Annotated in this window: 17 protein-coding genes; 4 read left to right on the forward strand and 13 right to left on the reverse strand. The window is 70.7% G+C overall.

Going from position 1 to position 17,261, the window contains the following annotated elements; translation table 11 throughout:
- Positions 1-13: 13 nt before the first annotated feature.
- The 6 genes from ligA to AB0I43_RS34405 all read right to left on the reverse strand — a co-directional run bounded on the left by ligA (position 14) and on the right by AB0I43_RS34405 (position 8,043).
- The gene (ligA, locus tag AB0I43_RS34380; protein WP_356977962.1) at positions 14-2,065 is read right to left on the reverse strand and encodes an NAD-dependent DNA ligase LigA; all 2,052 of its coding nucleotides are present in this window, start codon (positions 2,063-2,065) and stop codon (positions 14-16) included.
- 145 nt (positions 2,066-2,210) lie between these two features.
- Entirely contained in the window at positions 2,211-3,242 is a 1,032-nt protein-coding gene (locus AB0I43_RS34385) for a methionine synthase (RefSeq protein WP_356977964.1), read from the reverse strand.
- Positions 3,243-3,351: 109 nt separating this feature from the next.
- Positions 3,352-4,470 carry a tRNA 2-thiouridine(34) synthase MnmA gene (mnmA, locus tag AB0I43_RS34390; RefSeq protein WP_356977830.1) on the reverse strand — a complete coding sequence of 373 codons (1,119 nt, stop codon included), beginning with the start codon at positions 4,468-4,470 and terminating at the stop codon, positions 3,352-3,354.
- Positions 4,470-5,690, reverse strand: coding sequence for a cysteine desulfurase family protein (locus AB0I43_RS34395; protein WP_356977832.1), 1,221 nt, complete (start codon positions 5,688-5,690; stop codon positions 4,470-4,472). The genes mnmA and AB0I43_RS34395 overlap by 1 nt, the downstream gene beginning before the upstream one ends.
- 33 nt (positions 5,691-5,723) lie before the next feature.
- Positions 5,724-6,788 (reverse strand): ABC transporter permease, encoded by a 1,065-nt coding sequence (locus AB0I43_RS34400; protein ID WP_356977833.1) that lies wholly within the window; start codon positions 6,786-6,788, stop codon positions 5,724-5,726.
- A 43-nt stretch (positions 6,789-6,831) separates the two neighbouring features.
- Positions 6,832-8,043: an MFS transporter gene (locus tag AB0I43_RS34405; protein ID WP_356977835.1), complete on the reverse strand. Its 1,212-nt coding sequence runs from the start codon at positions 8,041-8,043 to the stop codon at positions 6,832-6,834.
- A gap of 44 nt (positions 8,044-8,087) precedes the next feature.
- Between AB0I43_RS34405 and AB0I43_RS34410 the strand changes: the two genes are divergently transcribed.
- Positions 8,088-8,594 carry a MarR family transcriptional regulator gene (locus tag AB0I43_RS34410; protein WP_356977837.1) on the forward strand — a complete coding sequence of 169 codons (507 nt, stop codon included), beginning with the start codon at positions 8,088-8,090 and terminating at the stop codon, positions 8,592-8,594.
- Position 8,595: 1 nt separating this feature from the next.
- Here the strand turns inward: AB0I43_RS34410 and AB0I43_RS34415 are convergent, their stop codons facing one another.
- Positions 8,596-9,228, reverse strand: a complete 633-nt coding sequence (locus tag AB0I43_RS34415; protein ID WP_356977839.1) for a histidine phosphatase family protein — start codon at positions 9,226-9,228, stop codon at positions 8,596-8,598.
- A gap of 96 nt (positions 9,229-9,324) precedes the next feature.
- Between AB0I43_RS34415 and AB0I43_RS34420 the strand changes: the two genes are divergently transcribed.
- Entirely contained in the window at positions 9,325-9,654 is a 330-nt protein-coding gene (locus AB0I43_RS34420) for a hypothetical protein (protein WP_356977840.1), read from the forward strand.
- A gap of 5 nt (positions 9,655-9,659) precedes the next feature.
- On the opposite strand, the gene AB0I43_RS34425 is transcribed toward AB0I43_RS34420, so the two are convergent.
- On the reverse strand, positions 9,660-10,265 hold the full coding sequence (locus AB0I43_RS34425; RefSeq protein WP_356977841.1) for a maleylpyruvate isomerase family mycothiol-dependent enzyme: 606 nt from the start codon (positions 10,263-10,265) through the stop codon (positions 9,660-9,662).
- A gap of 71 nt (positions 10,266-10,336) precedes the next feature.
- On the opposite strand from AB0I43_RS34425, the gene AB0I43_RS34430 reads away from it, so the two are divergent.
- Together AB0I43_RS34430 and AB0I43_RS34435 are read left to right on the forward strand one after the other, a co-directional pair.
- On the forward strand, positions 10,337-11,239 hold the full coding sequence (locus tag AB0I43_RS34430) for a MerR family transcriptional regulator (RefSeq protein ID WP_356977843.1): 903 nt from the start codon (positions 10,337-10,339) through the stop codon (positions 11,237-11,239).
- Positions 11,240-11,357: 118 nt separating this feature from the next.
- Positions 11,358-12,167 (forward strand): type II CAAX endopeptidase family protein, encoded by an 810-nt coding sequence (locus AB0I43_RS34435; protein WP_356977844.1) that lies wholly within the window; start codon positions 11,358-11,360, stop codon positions 12,165-12,167.
- Here the strand turns inward: AB0I43_RS34435 and AB0I43_RS34440 are convergent.
- From AB0I43_RS34440 to AB0I43_RS34460, 5 genes are all read right to left on the reverse strand, one after another.
- Positions 12,157-12,756 carry an isochorismatase family protein gene (locus tag AB0I43_RS34440; RefSeq protein WP_356977966.1) on the reverse strand — a complete coding sequence of 200 codons (600 nt, stop codon included), beginning with the start codon at positions 12,754-12,756 and terminating at the stop codon, positions 12,157-12,159. The genes AB0I43_RS34435 and AB0I43_RS34440 overlap by 11 nt on opposite strands.
- A 70-nt stretch (positions 12,757-12,826) precedes the next feature.
- The gene (locus AB0I43_RS34445) at positions 12,827-13,810 is read right to left on the reverse strand and encodes a helix-turn-helix domain-containing protein (RefSeq protein ID WP_356977846.1); all 984 of its coding nucleotides are present in this window, start codon (positions 13,808-13,810) and stop codon (positions 12,827-12,829) included.
- Positions 13,811-13,898: 88 nt separating this feature from the next.
- Positions 13,899-14,900 (reverse strand): lysophospholipid acyltransferase family protein, encoded by a 1,002-nt coding sequence (locus tag AB0I43_RS34450; RefSeq protein WP_356977848.1) that lies wholly within the window; start codon positions 14,898-14,900, stop codon positions 13,899-13,901.
- A 6-nt stretch (positions 14,901-14,906) separates the two neighbouring features.
- Positions 14,907-15,728, reverse strand: a complete 822-nt coding sequence (locus tag AB0I43_RS34455; protein WP_356977850.1) for a GNAT family N-acyltransferase — start codon at positions 15,726-15,728, stop codon at positions 14,907-14,909.
- Between the two features lie 171 nt (positions 15,729-15,899).
- Complete coding sequence (locus tag AB0I43_RS34460) at positions 15,900-17,174, reverse strand: NAD(P)/FAD-dependent oxidoreductase (RefSeq protein ID WP_356977851.1); 1,275 nt, start codon at positions 17,172-17,174, stop codon at positions 15,900-15,902.
- Between the last annotated feature and the right edge of the window lie 87 nt (positions 17,175-17,261).

Genomic DNA, 17,261 nt, shown 5'->3' on the forward strand with positions numbered 1-17,261 from the left:
GTGTTCGCCGTGGCTACTCGGCTTCCTCGGCCGCGGGTGTCACCGCCTCGGGCCCCTCCGCCAGCAGTGTCCGGAACCCGTCCTCATCCAGGATCGGCACACCCAGCTCCTCGGCCTTGGCCGCCTTCGACCCCGGTGCGTCCCCGATGACGACGAACGCCGTCTTCTTCGACACCGAACTGGCCGCCTTACCGCCGCGCACCAGAATCGCCTCCTTCGCACCGTCCCGGGTGAACCCCGTCAGCGAACCCGTGACCACGATGGACAGGCCCTCGAGATTGCGCACGATCGAGGCGTCGCGCTCGTCCTCCATCCGCACGCCCGCCGCGCTCCACTTGTCGACGATGGCGCGATGCCAATCCACGGTGAACCACTCCGCGGCGGCGTTGGCGATGGTCGGGCCGACGCCGTCGGCCGCGCCCAGCTCCTCCGCCGAGGCCGCCATGATGCGCTCCATGCTGCCGAATTCGGCGGCGAGCGCTCGCGCCGCCGTCGGACCGACATGGCGGATGGACAGGGCGACCAGCACGCGCCACAGCGGACGATCCTTGGCGGCGTCCAGATTCTCCAGCAGGCGTTTGCCGTTCGCCGACAGCGTGCCGCTCTTGTTGGCGAACAGCGCGGTGGTGAGCAGGCGCGCCTCGTCCAGATCGAACAGATCACCCTCGTCGGCGATGGCGCCGGACTTGAGCAGATCGATCGCGGCCTCGTAACCCAGCGCCTCGATGTCGAACGCGCCGCGACCCGCCACGTGGAAGACGCGCTCGCGCAATTGCGCGGGACAGAACCGCTGATTCGGGCACCGGATATCGGCATCGCCCTCCTTGGCGGGCGCCAGTTCGGTGCCGCACTCGGGGCAGTGCGTCGGCATGACGAACTCGCGTTCGGCGCCGGTGCGCGCGTCCACCACCGGGCCGAGCACCTCGGGGATCACGTCACCGGCCTTGCGGATGGTGACCGTGTCACCGATCAGCACGCCCTTGCGCTTGACCTCGGAGGCGTTGTGCAGCGTCGCCATCGAGACGGTGGAGCCCGCGATGGACACCGGCTCCATCACCGCGAACGGCGTAACCCGCCCGGTGCGACCGACATTCACCTGGATGTCGCGCAGCTTTGTAGTCGCCTCCTCCGGCGGATATTTGTAGGCGATGGCCCAGCGCGGCGCGCGCGACGTCGCGCCGAGGCGGCGCTGCAGGGCCGTCTCGTCGATCTTGATGACCTGGCCGTCGATCTCGTGCTCGATATCGTGGCGATGCTCGCCCCAGTAGGCGACGCGCTCGATCACCGCGTCGATCCCCCGCACCAGCCGGGTGTGCTCGGAGACCGGCAGCCCCCAGGCCGCGAGCGCGCGATAGGCCTCGTGCTGGGAGGCCGGCGCGTAGCCCTCGATCCGGCCGAAACCGTGGCAGATCATGCGCAGGCGGCGGCGGGAGGTGACCGCCGGATCCTTCTGGCGCAGCGACCCGGCGGCGGTGTTGCGCGGATTCGCGTAGGGCGGTTTGCCGTCGGCGACGATGGCGGCGTTCAGCGTCTCGAAATCCTCGAGCCGCATGTAGGCCTCGCCGCGCACCTCGAGCAGCGCCGGAATCGGGAACTCCGCGCTCGGCGACAGCTCGCCGGGGATGTCGGCGATGGTGCGCGCGTTCAAGGTAACGTCCTCGCCGGTGCGACCGTCACCGCGGGTGGCGCCGCGCACCAGCTTGCCGTTCTCGTAGACCAGGTTCAGCGCGACGCCGTCGATCTTGACCTCGCACAGGTAGTGCAGATCGGACCCGGCTTCGGCCTCCACCCGGCTCGCCCAGGCGCGCAGCTCGTCGGCGTCGAAGACGTTGTCCAGTGACAACATGCGCTCCAGGTGGTCGACCGCCGTGAAATCGGTCGCGAAGCCGCCGCCGACCAGCTGCGTCGGCGAATCGGGCGTCCGGAGATCGGGATGCCGCTCCTCCAGCGCCTGCAACTGCCGGAGCAGCGTGTCGAACTCGCCGTCGGTGATGATCGGGGAATCCCGCACGTAGTAGCGGAACTGGTGCTCGCGCACCTCGTCGGCCAGTTGCTGCCACCGCACCCGCAGCTCCGCCGAGGCCTGCTCGGGCGCACTGCCGGAGGAGTTCTGGAGGGGTTCCACACTGTCGCTCACCCTACGAACACTAGTGCACCCCACCGACACATTCGGGCACGTCAGAGGCTGTGCGTCGACCGATTCGCCCGGTTCATCCGAAGCTCAGCGACTCCGGATCGTCGGCGAACGCGCGGGCGGTCTCGGTGGCCAGATCCAGTGCCCGCCGCGCCCACGGCAGAGTCGCGCCGGCCAGGCCGCAGGCCGGGCTCAACAGGATCTGGGTGGCGAGCGTGCGCCGGGGGAAGCCCAGGCGGTCGACCAGGCGCACCGCGGGCTCGGCGATCTCGCGCCAGGCCGGCGGGACGGCCGGTGCGGCGGTGGGCACCACGCCCAGCACCAATTGCTTTCCGGCGTCCAGGGTTTCGCCGATCCGGTCCAGATCGCGGGTGCCGATGGTGGCGAGATCGAAACCGACCGCGGCGGCCGCGCTGCCGCGCAGGAAACCGATCGCGGGCGGAGCGGCGCAGGTGTGCACCAGCACCGGCGCGGACTGCGCGGTGATCACGGCGTCGAGCACCGCCAGCGCTTCGGGTTCGGGCACCGCTCGCACTGTGTTGAGCACGCTCACGCCCCGCAGGGAGCCGTTCAGCACGTCGGTCAGCGAGGGCTCGTCCAGTTGCAGAACGACTTCCGCGCCGAGCCGCTTACGCACCTCGGCGACATGGGTGGCCAGCCCCTCGGCCAGGGATTCCGAAAGATCGCGCACCGCACCGGAATCGGTGAGAATGCGATGCCCACCCGGCAGCTCCACCTGCGCCGCCAGCGTCAGCGGCCCGGCGGCCTGCACCTTGATCACCCGGCCGGTGCCCGCCGAACCCGTTGTCTCCCATACCTCTTCGAGCGCGTCGAGATCGGCGCGCAGCAGATCGTGCGCCCGTCGCGATGCCGCGCCCGGCCGGGGCGCGAGCCGGTACCCGCGCGTGGTGGTGTCGAACCGCAGGTCCACCAGCAGCGCCGACATCCGGCCGATCAGGTCCGCACCCACGCCGCGCGCGGGCAATTCGACCAGATGCGCCAGCGCGGGCAACTCCCCCACGATCGTCGCCGCGGCCTCGCGCGGGTCGGTTCCCGGCCAGGATCCGACCGCCGTCGCCACACCGCCGGGCAGCAGCCGCGCGGCCAGGTCGGTTCCAGTTTCGCTCACAACGCCCTATCCGAGATCCGCATGGACGGGCACGCCGATCGGCACGCCCGGGGGTAACCGCCAGACCGTCGCGGCCCGGCAAGCCGGATCACTGTGCGGCAGCGCCGGTTTCGGCGTCGACCGGAGCGTTCGCCCGCTCGGTGCCGCTGATGGTGCCGCTGCCGATCACCTCGTCGCCCGCGGCGTCCGGGCGGTACAGCACGACGGCCTGCCCCTTGGCGACGCCGGTCAGCGGCTCGCGCAGCCGGACGATCAGGCCCGCACCCTCGGCCTCCGCGACCGCGGGGGCGATGCCGCCGTGCGCGCGCACCTGCGCGACGCACTCGATCGGACCGGTCGGGGCGACCCCGGAGGTCCAGATGGCCCGGTCGGCCAGCACCGTCCACACCTCGAGATCCGCGGCCGAACCCACCCGGACGGTGCCGGATTCGGGGTCGATGCCGGTGACATAGCGCGGCTTGCCGTCGGCGCCCGGCCCGGGCAGCCCCAGGCCCTTGCGCTGACCGATCGTGAACCCGTGCACGCCTTCGTGTTCGGCGAGCTTGGTGCCGTCGGCGTCGACCACCGCGCCGGGGCGGATGCCGATCTTGGCGCCTAGGAACGCGCGGGTGTCACCCGAGGGAATGAAGCAGATGTCGTGCGAGTCGGGCTTGTTCGCGACGGCGAGCCCGCGCTCGGCGGCCTCCTCGCGGATCCGCGGCTTGGGGGTGTCGCCCACCGGGAACATGGCCCGCGCGAGCTGGCCTGCGGTCAGCACCGCGAGCACATAGGACTGATCCTTGTCGGCGTCGACGGCCCGGCGCAGCACGCCGTCCTCCAGCCGGGCGTAGTGGCCGGTGACCACCGCGTCGAAGCCGAGCGCCACCGCCCGGTCCGCCAGCGCCGAGAACTTGATCTTCTCGTTGCAGCGCAGGCACGGGTTCGGGGTCTCCCCCGCCGCGTAGGCCGCGACGAAATCGTCGATCACGTCTTCCTTGAACCGGTCCGCGAAATCCCAGACGTAGAACGGGATGCCGAGCACGTCGGCGGCGCGGCGCGCGTCACCCGCGTCCTCCTTGGAGCAGCAGCCGCGCGAACCGGTGCGCAGCGTGCCCGGCGACGCCGACAGCGCCAAGTGCACGCCCACCACTTCGTGTCCGGCGTCGACGGCGCGTGCGGCCGCCACGGCCGAATCCACACCACCGCTCATCGCCGCGAGTACCCGCATCACACACCACCTTTCGCACCGGCAAGACCAGCTGCTCTGGCTCGCTCCACCACCTGGGGCAGGACCCGCACCAGGGCATCGACATCGGCGCGCGTCGAGGTGTGCCCCAACGAGAAGCGCAGCGAACCGCGCGCCTGCCAGGGCTCCACGCCCATGGCGATCAACACGTGACTGGGCTCGGCCACGCCCGCGTTGCACGCCGAGCCGGTCGAGCATTCGATCCCGGCGGCGTCCAGCAGCATCAGCAGCGAATCGCCTTCGCAGCCCGGGAAGCGGAAATGCGCGTTGCCGGGCAGGCGGCGCGCGCCGACGGGGCCGTTGAGCACGGCCTCGGGCACCAGGGCCCCGACCCGCTCGATCAGATCGTCGCGCAGCGCGGCCAATTCTCCTGCTCGCGCGGGCAATTCGGTGACCGCCTGGCGCAGCGCGGTGGCGAAGCCGACCGCGGCCGCGGTGTCGGAGGTGCCCGAGCGCAGGTCCCGCTCGTGCCCGCCGCCGTGCTGCAGCGGCACGCAGGCCACCTGCCGGCCTAGCAGCAGCACCCCGACGCCGTGCGGGCCGCCGATCTTGTGACCGGCGAAACTCGCCGCCGACAGGCCGCTCGCCGCGAAATCGATGGGCAGCTGCGCCGCCGCCTGAACCGCGTCGCTGTGCATCGGCACACCGAATTCCTGTGCCACCGCGGCCAATTCCGCGATCGGCTGGATGGTGCCGACCTCGTTGTTCGCCCACATGACGGTGACCAGCGCGACGTCGTCGGCATGCTCGGCCAGCGCGTCGCGCAGGACGCGCGGCGCCACCACACCGTCGGCGTCCACCGGCAGCCAGGTCACCTGCGCGCCCTCGTGCTGCTCCAACCACTCGATCGCGTCCAGCACCGCGTGGTGCTCGACCGAAGAACTGATGATCCGGGTGCGCCGCGGCTCGGCGTCGCGCCGCGCCCAGTAGATTCCCTTGACCGCCAGATTGTCGCTCTCGGTCCCGCCGGAGGTGAAGATGACCTCCGAGGGCCGGGCGCCCAGGTCCGCGGCGATCGACTCCCGCGCCTCCTCCAGCGTCCGCCGGGCCGCGCGCCCGGACCCGTGCAGCGACGAGGCGTTCCCGGTCTGCGCCAGCGCAGCGCTCATCGCCTCGATCGCGGCAGGCAGCATCGGAGTGGTGGCCGCGTGATCGAGGTAGACCGTCTTGGGCGCAGCACCGCCCGATAGAGCCGACTTCATGACCGTAAAAGTCTAGCCGCCGGGACGCGCGACTTATTCCCGCCCGGCCCCACCCACACCGACCCCACCCGACTCGCCTGGCAATAGAGGTCCGATTGTGGGCGTGTCGGCGGCCTTCGCGAGTTTGCGGCGTTCGGCGAAGAGATAGATCGTGGAGGTGAGGAGCGACCAGCCGGCCAGGACCAGGAACGGGAACCAGCGCTGGTGGTCGTGGAAGTAGACGGCGGTGTGCTGGGCCTCGATCGAGGCGCCCGGCGGGAGCCATTGGCCGAGGAAGGCCAGGACCGAGGGCAGCAGGGGCCAGGAGACCGCGCCGCCGGAGGAGGGGTTGCCGAGCAGGACCAGGATGACCCAGGTCGGGACCATGGCCCAGCGTCCGAACAGGGTGTTGAACATGGTGAAGACCATGCCCGCGGTGAACATCGTCAGGGCCAGGATCAGCCCGGACTCCGGGAAGACCAGCGACAGCGCGCCCAGTGCCCAGTCCACGGTGGCGGTGATCGCGAACCCGCCGCAGAGCGCGTAGGCCGCGATGAAGGCGACGCGGACCGCCGGGGGGAGGCCGCCCGCGTGCACGTTGAGCTGGATCGCGCCGACGAAGCCGACGATGATGGCGGCGAGGGTGATGTAGAACATGCCGAGCCCGCGCGGATCGCCGGGTTGCAGCGGCACCAGATCGGTCACCGCGGTCGGCACCCGGGTGGCCGCGCCGGCGGCCAGCGCCTGCTGGGTCAGCAGCTCGGCGACCGAGGCTCCGGACGCACCGGCGACGTCCACGCCCACCCCGGCGGGGCGTTTCTCGACGATCGCGAAGACCCGCTGGCTCTCCAGCGCGGTCAGCGCCCCGGCGCGGTCGCCGAACTCCTGCGCGTCCAGCGCTCCGTTCAGATTCCGGTTCAGGGCGCCGAGGAATTCCCGGACTTCGCTGTCGCCCTGCGGGTTCACCACCGCGATCGGCACATTCCGCGGCGTCGGCTTGGCCATCGCGTAGGTGTAGGAGCCGGCGAAGAGCGCGGCCGCCGCGGTCAGGATGAGGACGAGCACGCTCGCCGGGAAGTAGGGCGAGGCCCGGAAACGCGCGAGCTTGTCCCCGGTCATGACCCTCCTCGCAGCTGTATCGCCGGACGAATCAGCATCGAGATTATCCGGTCGGGGCCAGCACCTCGGGGACCTCGCGCGCGGTCTTCCGCCGGGCCGCGAGGGTGACCAGCAGCGCCGCGGCCATCAGCGCCACACCGAACCAGACCGCGCCCGTCACACCCACCCGATCGGCGAACACGCCGCCGACGAGCGCGCCGACCGCGATGGAGGTGTTGTAGCCGAGGGTGTTGATCGACATGGCCGCCTCGAAGGTGTCGGGCGCGGCGTCGAGCATCAGGTTGATCTGGGACAAGTTCGCCGCACCGAAGGACAGGCCCCACAGCGCGAGAGCGACGGTCGCACCGGCGGGCGTCTGCCCGATCGTGAGCAACAGCAGCAGCGCCACCACCAGGCCCGCGCACGCCACGATGAACGTGCCGCGCAGATTCTTGGTGACGGTGTACCCGGCGAGGAAGTTCCCGGCCGCGCCGCCGAGGCCGTAGATGATCAGCAGGGCGGCGATGAAGGCCGGTGTGGCCGAGGAGTTCTGCTCCAGGAACGGCCGCACGAAGGTGTACGCGCCGAAGTGACCGAGCACGTAGAGCGTGACGGCGACCATCACCAGCCGCAACCGCACATTGCGCAGCGGCAGCCGCAGCACCTCGGCCACCGAGACCGCGTTCTGCGAGGGCAGCGCGGGCACGAGGACGGCTACCGCCACCAGTACCACCGCGCTCAGCGCGCTCCAGATCAGGAAGGTGGTGCGCCAGCTGGTCAGGCTTTCCAGGAAGGTGCCGAGCGGGATGCCCAGCACGGTGGCGATCGAGATGCCGGACAGCGCGACCGCCGCGGCGCGGCTCGCGTGCCGCTGCGGTACCACCCGCATCGCCATGCTGACGCCGATGGCCCAGAACACGCCGTTGGCGAAACCCATGATCAGGCGCACCGCGAGCACGAGCGGGTAGCTCGGCGAGAGCGCGGTGATCAGGTTGCCCAGGGCCAGGATCGCCAGCAGCGCGGTCAAGAGCACGCGCCGGTCGACGCGCCGGGTCCAGGCCACGATGAACGGCACGCCCAGCCCGGCGGACAGGCCGTAGAGCGTGACCATCAGACCGGCTACGCCGACCGAGATGCTCAGGCTGGCGCTGACCGGGGTGAGCAGGCCCACCGGCATCAGCTCGGTGGTGACGAAGACGAACAGGCTTGCCGTGATCGCGACGACAGCCAGCCAGGATCTCGTGGCCGATGGCGCCGCCGGTAAATTAGTTTCCATGGAAGATAGATTACTTTCCATGGAAAATATGTCAATGTATGGCCATGGAGCGCACCTCGACCGAGCTCGACGACATCGATCGCATCGAGCAGCAGTGGCGCCGCGAACGACCCGATCTCGACCCGAATCCGATCCAGGTGATCGGGCGGATCAGCCGCCTGCACTGGGCGCTCGAGGATCAGCTCATCAAGGTGTTCACCGAGTACGACCTGTCGCGCGGTGAATTCGACGTGCTCGCCACGCTGCGGCGCTCCGGACCGCCGTTCGAACTCAGCGCCGGGGAACTGCGCGGGTCGACGATGGTGACCTCGGGTGCGGTCACCAAACGGGTGGACCGGCTCGAGCGAGCCGGGCTGGTGCACCGGCGCGCCGCCGACGACGACGCGCGCGGCCGCCTGATCCAGCTCACCGATCGCGGTCGCGCACTCATCGACGCGGCGATGGGACAGCACCTGCGCAACGAGGCGCGCCTGCTCGCCGGACTGACCGGCGCGGAGCGCGAAGCCCTGATCGTGCTGCTGCGCAAGCTGAATCAGACCTTGCCGCGCTGACCTACTCCGCCGGGAGGTGGGCGGTCTCGCCCAGGCGGACGAGCTGACGGTTGTGGAAGTAATCGTCCTCGCGCAGTTCGGTAATACTGCCCGAAGCCACCTGGAATCGGGCATAGCCGAGCGCTTCGAGCGGCAGGGCGAGCCAGGCCGCGATCACGAAAGTCGCTGTGCCACCGTGCGTCACCACGATCTGCTCGCGGCAGTCCCGCGCCAGGATCGCCGTCATCGCGGCGTACGCGCGCCGGCCCGCGTCGGCCATCGTCTCCGCCGCCGCGATGCCTTCGTCGTGGCCGAGTCGTTCGCCGAGTGCGGGCGGGGGCACGAAACGCTCTCGCAGCCAGCGCTGCGGCCGCCCCTCGGCCACACCGTAGGACTTCTCCCGCAACCGGGCGTCGAGGATCGCCGGCACGCCGAGGCGCTCGCCGATGATCTCGGCGGTGCGCCGGGTCCGCCGCAGATCCGACGAGAACAGCTCGGCGGCAGCGGGTTCGGGGATCCGGGCGGACAGTTCCGCCGCGATCGCCGACGCCGCCCGCACACCCGCGGCGGTCAGCTCCGAGTCGTACCAGCCGCCCACCAGATCCTCGACGTGGTGGGTGGCCTCGGGGTGGGTGACGACGTACACGGTGCGCATCGGATCACGATACTGATTCGTGTTTGCTCTGCGCGGGTGCGCGTGCCAGCCTGGATTCGACGATATTTCCAGCGTATGGCCGGTCGAGGAGGAGCCGTGAAGCACCGGGCCGGGCTCACCGGTCACCTGCGGGTCACCGTCGAATTCCACGATGCCGCACGGCGATCGCTCACCGTGCGCTGGTCGCCCGACGACGAGATCGCCGCCGGGCGCCGGCTCGAGTACGCGCGCCTGTTCGTCGTCACCCGGCACGAGCTGCGGATGTATCTCGACATCGTCGACGGAACACCGTGGGCGCGAGTGCGATTGCCGGATCCGCTGGCGGTGGGCGAGTATTCGATCGAGGTCGACGCCTACGGCAGCGCGAGCTGGGGTGACGGCCGGTTGGCGGCGCGGGGGCGCAGCGGCTCGTTCCCGGTGCGGTAAGGCGTTCAGGGCCGGGCGAGGTGTTCCACCTCCACGCGTCCGGTCACGAGCATCAGCAGTGTCGCCACGGGCGCCGCCACCGTCTGTCCCGTGCCCGCGGTCCATTCGGTGTCGGTGGCGACCAGCTTCCGGCCCCGCAGCTTCTTGCGGGCATGAAAGGGCGCACCCGTCGTCCAGATTCGGTGCAGCGCCACTTCCGCTGCGGCGGCGGGCATTTCCCGGGCGATGCCGAGCGGCACCGCGATGTCCTGGCCGTGCACGAGCAGATCCATCAGGCGGTCAGCGGGTTTGGTGCCCAGCGCCGTGGTCCGGGCGGAAATCCCGGCGTGCAGTTCGGCCAGCAGTTCCGGCGGCGAGCTTTCGTCCGCGTGCCGGATGGCGGTGTCCCGGATCGCGCGGTCCAGACTGCCGCGGGCCCGGACCAGTTCGCGCAGGATCCAGCCCAGCCCGGCGTTCGCGGACAGGTTCACGTGCGCGACGACGTCGCGTACCCGCCATTCCGAGCACAGACTGGGATGGTCCCAGGCGGCCTCGGGCAGTTCGCGCAGCAGGGCGTGCAGGCTGCGCCGTTCGGTGGCCACCGCCGCCCAGATCTGGTCGTCGTTCATCATCGGCTCCGGTCCTTTCGGGTGCGTGTCGGCAGTACCGTAGAAACTCCAGCCGGGTGGAGGTTCCAGCGAACGTGATCGAAGACACAGCACGGGTGGGGATCGGGGAAGCGTCGCGCCGCACCGGAGTGCCGGTGCGCACTATCCGGTTCTACTGCGACGAGGGCCTGCTGGCGTGCGGGCGCAGCCCCGGCGGCCACCGCACCTTCGACGCTGCCGCCCTCGCGCAGCTGCGCCTGCTGCGGCGACTGCGCGGCGTCGGGCTCGGTCTCCCCGCGATCGCGACGGTGCTCGACGGCAGCGTGCCCGTCACCGCGGCCGTCCGCGCCGAACGAGCCGCGCTGGACGACGAATTCGCCGCCCTCGCCTGGCGGCGGGCGACGCTGCGAGCGCTCGAGCACGACTTCCCCGCACCGACCCGGCTCGACATGCTTGCCGCAGTGGCGGATCGGCGGGCGGCGGAGCAGCGCCTGATCGAATTCTGGCGGCGGGTGCTGCACCCGCTCGCGCCGGCGATGTTCGACGGCTTCGCGCTGATGAACCTCCCGGAGCTGCCCGCCGATCCCACCGTCCAGCAGCTGCTCGCCTTCGCCGAACTCGTCGCGCACCTGTCCCGGCCCGAGGCCAAAGCCGCTATGTCGCAGAATATTTGGCGTGCCCGCCCGTTCGATCTGCGGGACCGGCGCGGCTTGCTGATCGGGCTCGCGGAAGCGGGCGAACAGGTCGCGCCGCTGGTCCTCGCGCGAGCGGACCCGCGCCCGGGGCCGGCTCTGGACCACTTCGTGGCCGCCCACGCCGCCGCCCGCGGCCACGTCGACACCCCGGCCTTCCGCGCCGCACTGCTGCGCGCGGCGCCATCCGATAATCCGTGGGTGCGGCGCTACTGGTCGCTCACCGCCGAACTCGTCGGCCCCGCCACCAGCGGCGCGGCCCAGAGCTGGCTGGACCGAGCCCTGGCGCTCAGCGCCGCGGCCTGAGGGCGGCTCTCCCCCTCCGGTATGACGCGGATTCAGCGCCGTGGGCTGAGTTCGGTTGAGAACCAGGTCATTACGTTCCCAGACATCGGGTCTGATCCGGCGGGAGGCTGGGAGCGGAATGGAACGACGACGGCACCTCATCGAATTCTTCGTGCTGGCACTGGCACTCACCTGGATGTGGTGGATTCCCGCCGCCCTGATCGAGCGCGGCGTCCTGCCGCTGGACCTGCCCTGGATCGTGCTGATGATCCCCGGCGGGCTCGGCCCCTTGGCGGCGGCGCTGCTCTGTGCCCGCACAACCGAGGGCGTCCGGCCGTTCCTGCGGCGGGCCTTCCGGTGGCGGGCCGCGCCGCGGTTCTATCTCGTGGCCACCGCGGGCATGGCCGCGCTGATCCTGGGCGTGGTGCCCGCGCACCTGCTGGCGGGCGCGAGCTGGGACGGTGCGGGCGCGCGCTCGGGGTTGCTCGCGCTGCCCGCCCTGGCGGTGTTCACCTTCGTGCTGGGCGGCGGCATCGACGAGGAATTCGGCTGGCACGGCTTCGCGCTGCCGCACCTGCAAGACCGGCTCCCGGTCTGGGCGGCGAACGTGACGCTGGGCCTGCTCTGGTCGCTGTGGCATCTTCCGCTGTGGTGGAATCCCGCTGTCGCGCAATACGACTCGAACTTCCCGCTCTACATCGTGTCGACCACCGGCTTTGCCCTGGTGCTGGGCTGGCTCTTCAACGCCTCGGGCGGCAATGTCATGGTCGTCGTCACCGCCCACACCGTCGCGAACCTGGCCTACGGGTTGCAGGCCGCGGCCCTCGACGAGGTCTACCAGTGGATCGACGTCGTCGTCATGGGCGGCGCCGGGCTGATCGCCCTGGCCGTGACCCGCGGCCGGCTCGGACTGCCGGTCCGAGCCGAGCACGCCGCGCTCAGGCGGTGAGGTCGTCGACGGTGGGGGCGACGAGGCCGAACAGGTCGGCGATGGTGGTCAGGGCGGCGGCTTGCAGCGCGGCCGCCGGGAGCGCGGGACCGTCGACGGTCGGCAGGGATCGGGTGGCGGTGGCCTCCGCGACGACGGTGGGGCGGTAGCCGCGGTTGAACGCGCCCTCGGCGGTGAAAGTGACGCACATGTGCGTCATGAAGCCGCACAGCACGAGTTCGGTGCCCGCGCCCAGATCGCGCAGCGTCTTCTCCAGCTCGGTGCCGTAGAAGGCGTTCGGGACCTGCTTGACGACGACCGGTTCCCCCGCCCGCGGGGCGACCTCGGTGCTGATCGAGCCGATCTCGGCGCGGATGTCGTACGGGGTGCCTTCGCCGCCGTCGTTGACGATGTGCACGATCGGGCGGCCCAGCGCGCGGGCAGCCGCCAGCAGCCGGGCGCCGGCGGCGAGGGCCTCTTCCGCTCCGGTCAGGGCCATCACACCGGTCCGGTAGGTGTTCTGGAAGTCGATCAGGACCAGGGTGGCGTCGGCCAGGCGCGGCAGCTGGTTGTCCAGGCTGGACACGGTACGCAGGGTGGACGAGGGCACAACAGTGGACACAACAATTCCTTTCGGGGGATCCGCAGCCGGAATCGGCTGCGGCACAGGGGGCCTGGATTCAGGCGATGGTGCGGAACCGGCGGCGGTATGCCCCGGGGCTGGTGCCGAGCTGCTTGCGGAAGGCGCGGTGCAGCGTCTCCACCGAGCCGAGGCCGACGCTCGCGCCGACCGCCGCCAAGGGCTGGTCGGTCGTCTCGAGCAGTCGCCGGGCGGCTTCGACCCGCGCCGCCTCCACATAGGCGGCGATGCCGGTGCCCGTCTCCTGGCGGAAGACGCGCGCGAAATGGCGGTCGCTCAGGCACATTCGAGCGGCCAGCGCGGACACCGACAGATCGCCGTCGAGGTGCTCGGCGATGAACAGCCGGAGTTCGTCGATATCGCGGCGGGAAGCGGCCGGCCGGCTGAGCGGCACGCTGAACTGGCTCTGCCCGCCCTGCCGCTTCAGGTAGACGACCAGCTGGCGCGCGACCGCCAGCGCCAGTTCCTCGCCGTGATCCTCCGCCACCAGCGCCAGGGACAGATCCAGGCAGGCGCTGATCCCGGCCCCCGTCCACACCCGCCCGGAGCGGACGAAGATCGGATCGGGGTCGACGGTGATCCGCGGATACTCGGCGGCGAGCTGGCCGGCGGTGGACCAGTGCGTCGTCGCCGTCTTCCCGTCCAGCAGACCGGCGGCCGCCAGCAGATGCGCGCCGACGCAGACCGAAGCCAGCCGCCGCACCCGGGGCGCGATATCGGTCAGCCAGGCGACGACGTCGGGATCGACGAGCGCCACCGCACCCGCCGGGGACATCTCCACCGCGCCGGGCACGATCAGCGTGTCGATACCGCCGTCGAGTTCGGCGAAGGACACGTCCGTGAGCAACCGCACCCCGGCCGAGGTGGTCACCGCCCCGCCGCCGGGGCCGGCCAGGCGTACCTCGTAGCGCACCCGCCCGCCGCCCTCGCGATTCGCCAGCGCGAAGACCTCGGCGGGCCCGGTAACGTCGAGCAGGTCGACATCCGGGAAGACCGCGATGACGACGCGATGGATCAGAGGCATGCACCCATCATCGGCGGGTCCGCCGATCGCCGCAACGACGCATATCTGTCACATTCGGACACGCCCCTGCGGCGGCCTATCCGGCGGCCTATCCGGCGGCGGACTCCGGCGTGCGGCGCCGCAGCACGCCGGCTGCGCGCCCGCGCAGGCCACGCCGATCCGCGGGGTGCCGCTCCGGAATCGGCAGCGCGGCGGGCGCCGGGTCCTGGACCCGGGTGGCGCTCGCCTCGATCCACTCCACCGTGGCGCCGTGGCGGGACTGCCCGGTGCCGCGCACCGCGCGTTCACAGCGGCGCGCCAGGTCACGGCGATCCAGGCCGGGATACTCCTGCGGCAGCAACACGACCTCGGCGACCATGCCGCGCGAGCGCAGCATCCGCTTGGCGGAATCCGCGAAGGTGTCCTCGCCCACGAAACCCGGGACGGTGCACTGCGCACCGTGCCGGTCCAGATACCGCAGCCGAATCGGCTGCACGAAGGTGCCGGTGTTCACGGCGGCCTGGAACAGCGCCGGGCGCATCCGGCCGTAGGCCCGGCCGCACCAGGTGGTGCCCTCCGGGAAGACCGCCACCCGGTCGCCCGTGGCCAGTCGCTCGCCGAGTTCGGCCACCACGCCGGGGAGTTCACGCAACCGCTCCCGCTCGATCGGGATCACGCGTAGTCGTCTGGCGAGCCCGCCCAGCAGCGGCCAGTCCAGCATGTCCGCGCGCGCCACGAAACCGAGGGGCTGCACCGCCGCCATCACGACGACATCGGACCAGCCGACGTGCCCCGCCACGATCAGCACACCCTCATCCGGTGCTGCGTAGCGGGCGCGATCCGAGCCGGGGCGCTGGTCCACGACCCGCAATTCGATGCCCAGGCAGTCCAGGACGGCGTGGGCGTAGCGGCGCTGCAGGCCCTCGCGCCGCTTGCGCGGCGTCGCCGCGTTGAGCAGCGGGTAGCTGAACAGCAAGCCCGCGACTCCGAGGACCCGGGCGAACACCCGGGCCGGGCCGACCTCAGCGGTCGACTGGACACAGCCGGGCCCGCACGGGCTCGACGGCATCCACGCGTGCGCCGCTTGCGCGGGCGGGGCGTCGAAAACCATGGGCGTTCACCGTCCGTCGAGCGAAGCCGCAGCGCTCTGCAGCCGTTCCAGGTAGCGGGTGTTGATGGTGTCGAGCCCGAGCAGGGCGACGAAGTCGGCCACCGCGAAATCGGGGTCGTGCGCGGGTTCGCCGCAGATCTCCGCGCCCAGCCGCAGGTAGCCGCGCAGCAGCGGCGGCAGCTTCGGGCGGTTGGGCGGCGTCAGCTCGTCGAGGGTCTTGCCGTCGACGACCACCGGGTTCAGCGGGTGCACCCGCCACTCCGGGTCGACCGAGTGGCGGCCGAGCAGCACGTCGCGGACGCCGCGGACGTTCACCCCGACCGGATCGGCGGGGCTGTCCTGCATGGGCACCGACACGCAGCCCATCACCCACTCGTAGCCGGTGAGCTGGATGTAGTGCAGGATGCCCGCCCACATCAGGGTGAGCACCGAGCCGTTGCGATGGTCGGGCACCACGCAGGCCCGGCCCATCTCGACGATCCGGCGGCCGGCCGGATCCAGTTGCGCCACATCGAATTCGGTGGCGGTGTAGTAGCCGCCGGCGGCGTTCACCTTGTCCGGCGGCAGCATCCGGTAGCAGCCGACGAACTCGCCGCTGCGATCGTCACGGACGAGCAGGTGGTCGCAGTGGTCGTCGAAGCGGTCGGCGTCCAGGCCGGTACCGTTGTCCGGGATCCGGAAACCGGGCTCGTTGGCGAAGACCTGGTACCGCAGTCGCTGGGCCGCCGCGCGGTGATCGGCATCGGAGGACACGACCAGCGAGTACGAGGACTTCTCGTCTCCCGGGTTCGTCGGAGCCGGAGCTGTCAGCACTGACGTAACAGTCATGTCCTCTATGCAGCCATGCCCAAACCGCATCGAAGGAACCCGGAAGTGTCATGTCGAGGGCGGTCAGGTGAACGAGATCCCGATCACACCGCCCGTTCACCGACTGGTCGCGCCCGGTTCGCGCGATGGTGTCCTACCTGCGCCTTTCTGCTTGCCTGACCGTCACTTCGGTCACGCGGCCAGCCGTGGCGACTCCGGCGCGGACGCCTTCCGGTCCTGCTCCACCTCCGCGAAGCCGGGCCGTCCGCTCCCGATGAAGGCGACCAGCCACGAACCAACCGCCGCGAACCGGTTGCGGAAACCGACCAGGTACATCAGGTGCACGGCCAGCCACATCAGCCAGGCGAGGAAGCCGCGGAAGGTGATGCTGTCGTTCAGCTTCACGACCGCGCTGAAGCGACTGATCACGGCCATGCTGCCCTTGTCCCAGTACTTGAACGGGGTGCCGGGCAGCTTCTTGCGGCGGATGATGTCGGCGGCGTGGCGGCCCTCCTGCATGGCGACCGGCGACTGGCCGGGGTAGCCGTTGAGCGAGGTCATGTCGCCGATGGCGAAGATGTCGGCGTGGCCGCCGACGGTGAGGTCGGGATTGATCAGAAGTCTTCCGGCGCGGTCGGTTTCGACGCCGGTGCGCTCGGCCAGCAGCTTGGCGAACCCGCCCGCCTGGACACCGGCCGACCAGACCACGGTCTCCGCGGCGATCAGGCGTTCCGCGCCCTCGGCGTCCTTGACCGTCACCTTGCCGGCATCGATGTCGGTGACGAACGTGCCCAGCAGCACCTCGACGCCGCTACCGGTCAGCGAGCGCTTGGCGTACTCCGAGAGACCGCCGCCGAAGGGCGGCAGCACCGCGCCGGCGCCCTCCACCAGGGTCACCGAAACCTCTTGGTGGTAGTACCTTTTCGCGAGTTCCTTCAGCTGGCCCGCGACCTCGACGCCGGTCGCGCCCGCGCCGACCACCACGAAGCTCAATAGTCGCGCACGGGTGGCGGCGTCGGCCTGCGCGGCCTGGCTGAAGACACGCTCGATCTGCGCGCGCAGCGCCTTGGCGTCGTCGATGGTCTTGAGCGCGAAGGTCTTGTCCGCGAAATCGTCACGGCCGAAATAGGACTGGCTCGCGCCGGTCGCCGCGATCAACGAGCCGTAGCGGATCTGCCGCTGCTCCCCGTTCGCCTCGTAGGTGAGCACCGCGGTAGCGGGGTCCAGGTCGACGACCTTGCCCAGCCGCACGTCGGCCTCGCGGTGCCGGCGCAGCACCGACTTGATGGGTGGCGCGATCTCCTCGGAGGCCAGCACACCTGTCGCGACCTGATACAGCAGCGGCTGGAAAAGGTGCTCCGGCGTGCTCGAGATGAGCACGAAGTTGATTCCCGACTTCGCCAACTGCTTCGCCGCGGCCAGCCCCCCGAATCCCGATCCGACTACGACCACATCTGCGTGTTCCATGACAGCCTCCTTCTCTCATTACCAACCGTCATACGGAACGAAGATATTTCAGGTGTTAGGGCGCATAATGTAGATGACTCTTATCTG

It is taken from the genome of Nocardia sp. NPDC050435 (assembly GCF_040655395.1).
In the GTDB taxonomy this organism is placed as follows: domain Bacteria; phylum Actinomycetota; class Actinomycetes; order Mycobacteriales; family Mycobacteriaceae; genus Nocardia.

Excerpts from the sequence above, each read along its gene's own strand:
- AB0I43_RS34425 (WP_356977841.1), bottom strand. The coding sequence starts at position 10,265 with ATGATGAACGACGACCAGATCTGGGCGGCGGTGGCCACCGAACGGCGC.
- mnmA (WP_356977830.1), bottom strand. The coding sequence starts at position 4,470 with ATGCGGGTACTCGCGGCGATGAGCGGTGGTGTGGATTCGGCCGTGGCG.
- AB0I43_RS34410 (WP_356977837.1), top strand. The coding sequence starts at position 8,088 with ATGGAGCGCACCTCGACCGAGCTCGACGACATCGATCGCATCGAGCAG.
- AB0I43_RS34450 (WP_356977848.1), bottom strand. The coding sequence starts at position 14,900 with ATGGTTTTCGACGCCCCGCCCGCGCAAGCGGCGCACGCGTGGATGCCG.
- AB0I43_RS34460 (WP_356977851.1), bottom strand. The coding sequence starts at position 17,174 with ATGGAACACGCAGATGTGGTCGTAGTCGGATCGGGATTCGGGGGGCTG.
- AB0I43_RS34445 (WP_356977846.1), bottom strand. The coding sequence starts at position 13,810 with ATGCCTCTGATCCATCGCGTCGTCATCGCGGTCTTCCCGGATGTCGAC.
- AB0I43_RS34455 (WP_356977850.1), bottom strand. The coding sequence starts at position 15,728 with ATGACTGTTACGTCAGTGCTGACAGCTCCGGCTCCGACGAACCCGGGA.
- AB0I43_RS34415 (WP_356977839.1), bottom strand. The coding sequence starts at position 9,228 with ATGCGCACCGTGTACGTCGTCACCCACCCCGAGGCCACCCACCACGTC.
- AB0I43_RS34400 (WP_356977833.1), bottom strand. The coding sequence starts at position 6,788 with ATGACCGGGGACAAGCTCGCGCGTTTCCGGGCCTCGCCCTACTTCCCG.
- AB0I43_RS34395 (WP_356977832.1), bottom strand. The coding sequence starts at position 5,690 with ATGAAGTCGGCTCTATCGGGCGGTGCTGCGCCCAAGACGGTCTACCTC.
- AB0I43_RS34405 (WP_356977835.1), bottom strand. The coding sequence starts at position 8,043 with ATGGAAACTAATTTACCGGCGGCGCCATCGGCCACGAGATCCTGGCTG.
- AB0I43_RS34435 (WP_356977844.1), top strand. The coding sequence starts at position 11,358 with ATGGAACGACGACGGCACCTCATCGAATTCTTCGTGCTGGCACTGGCA.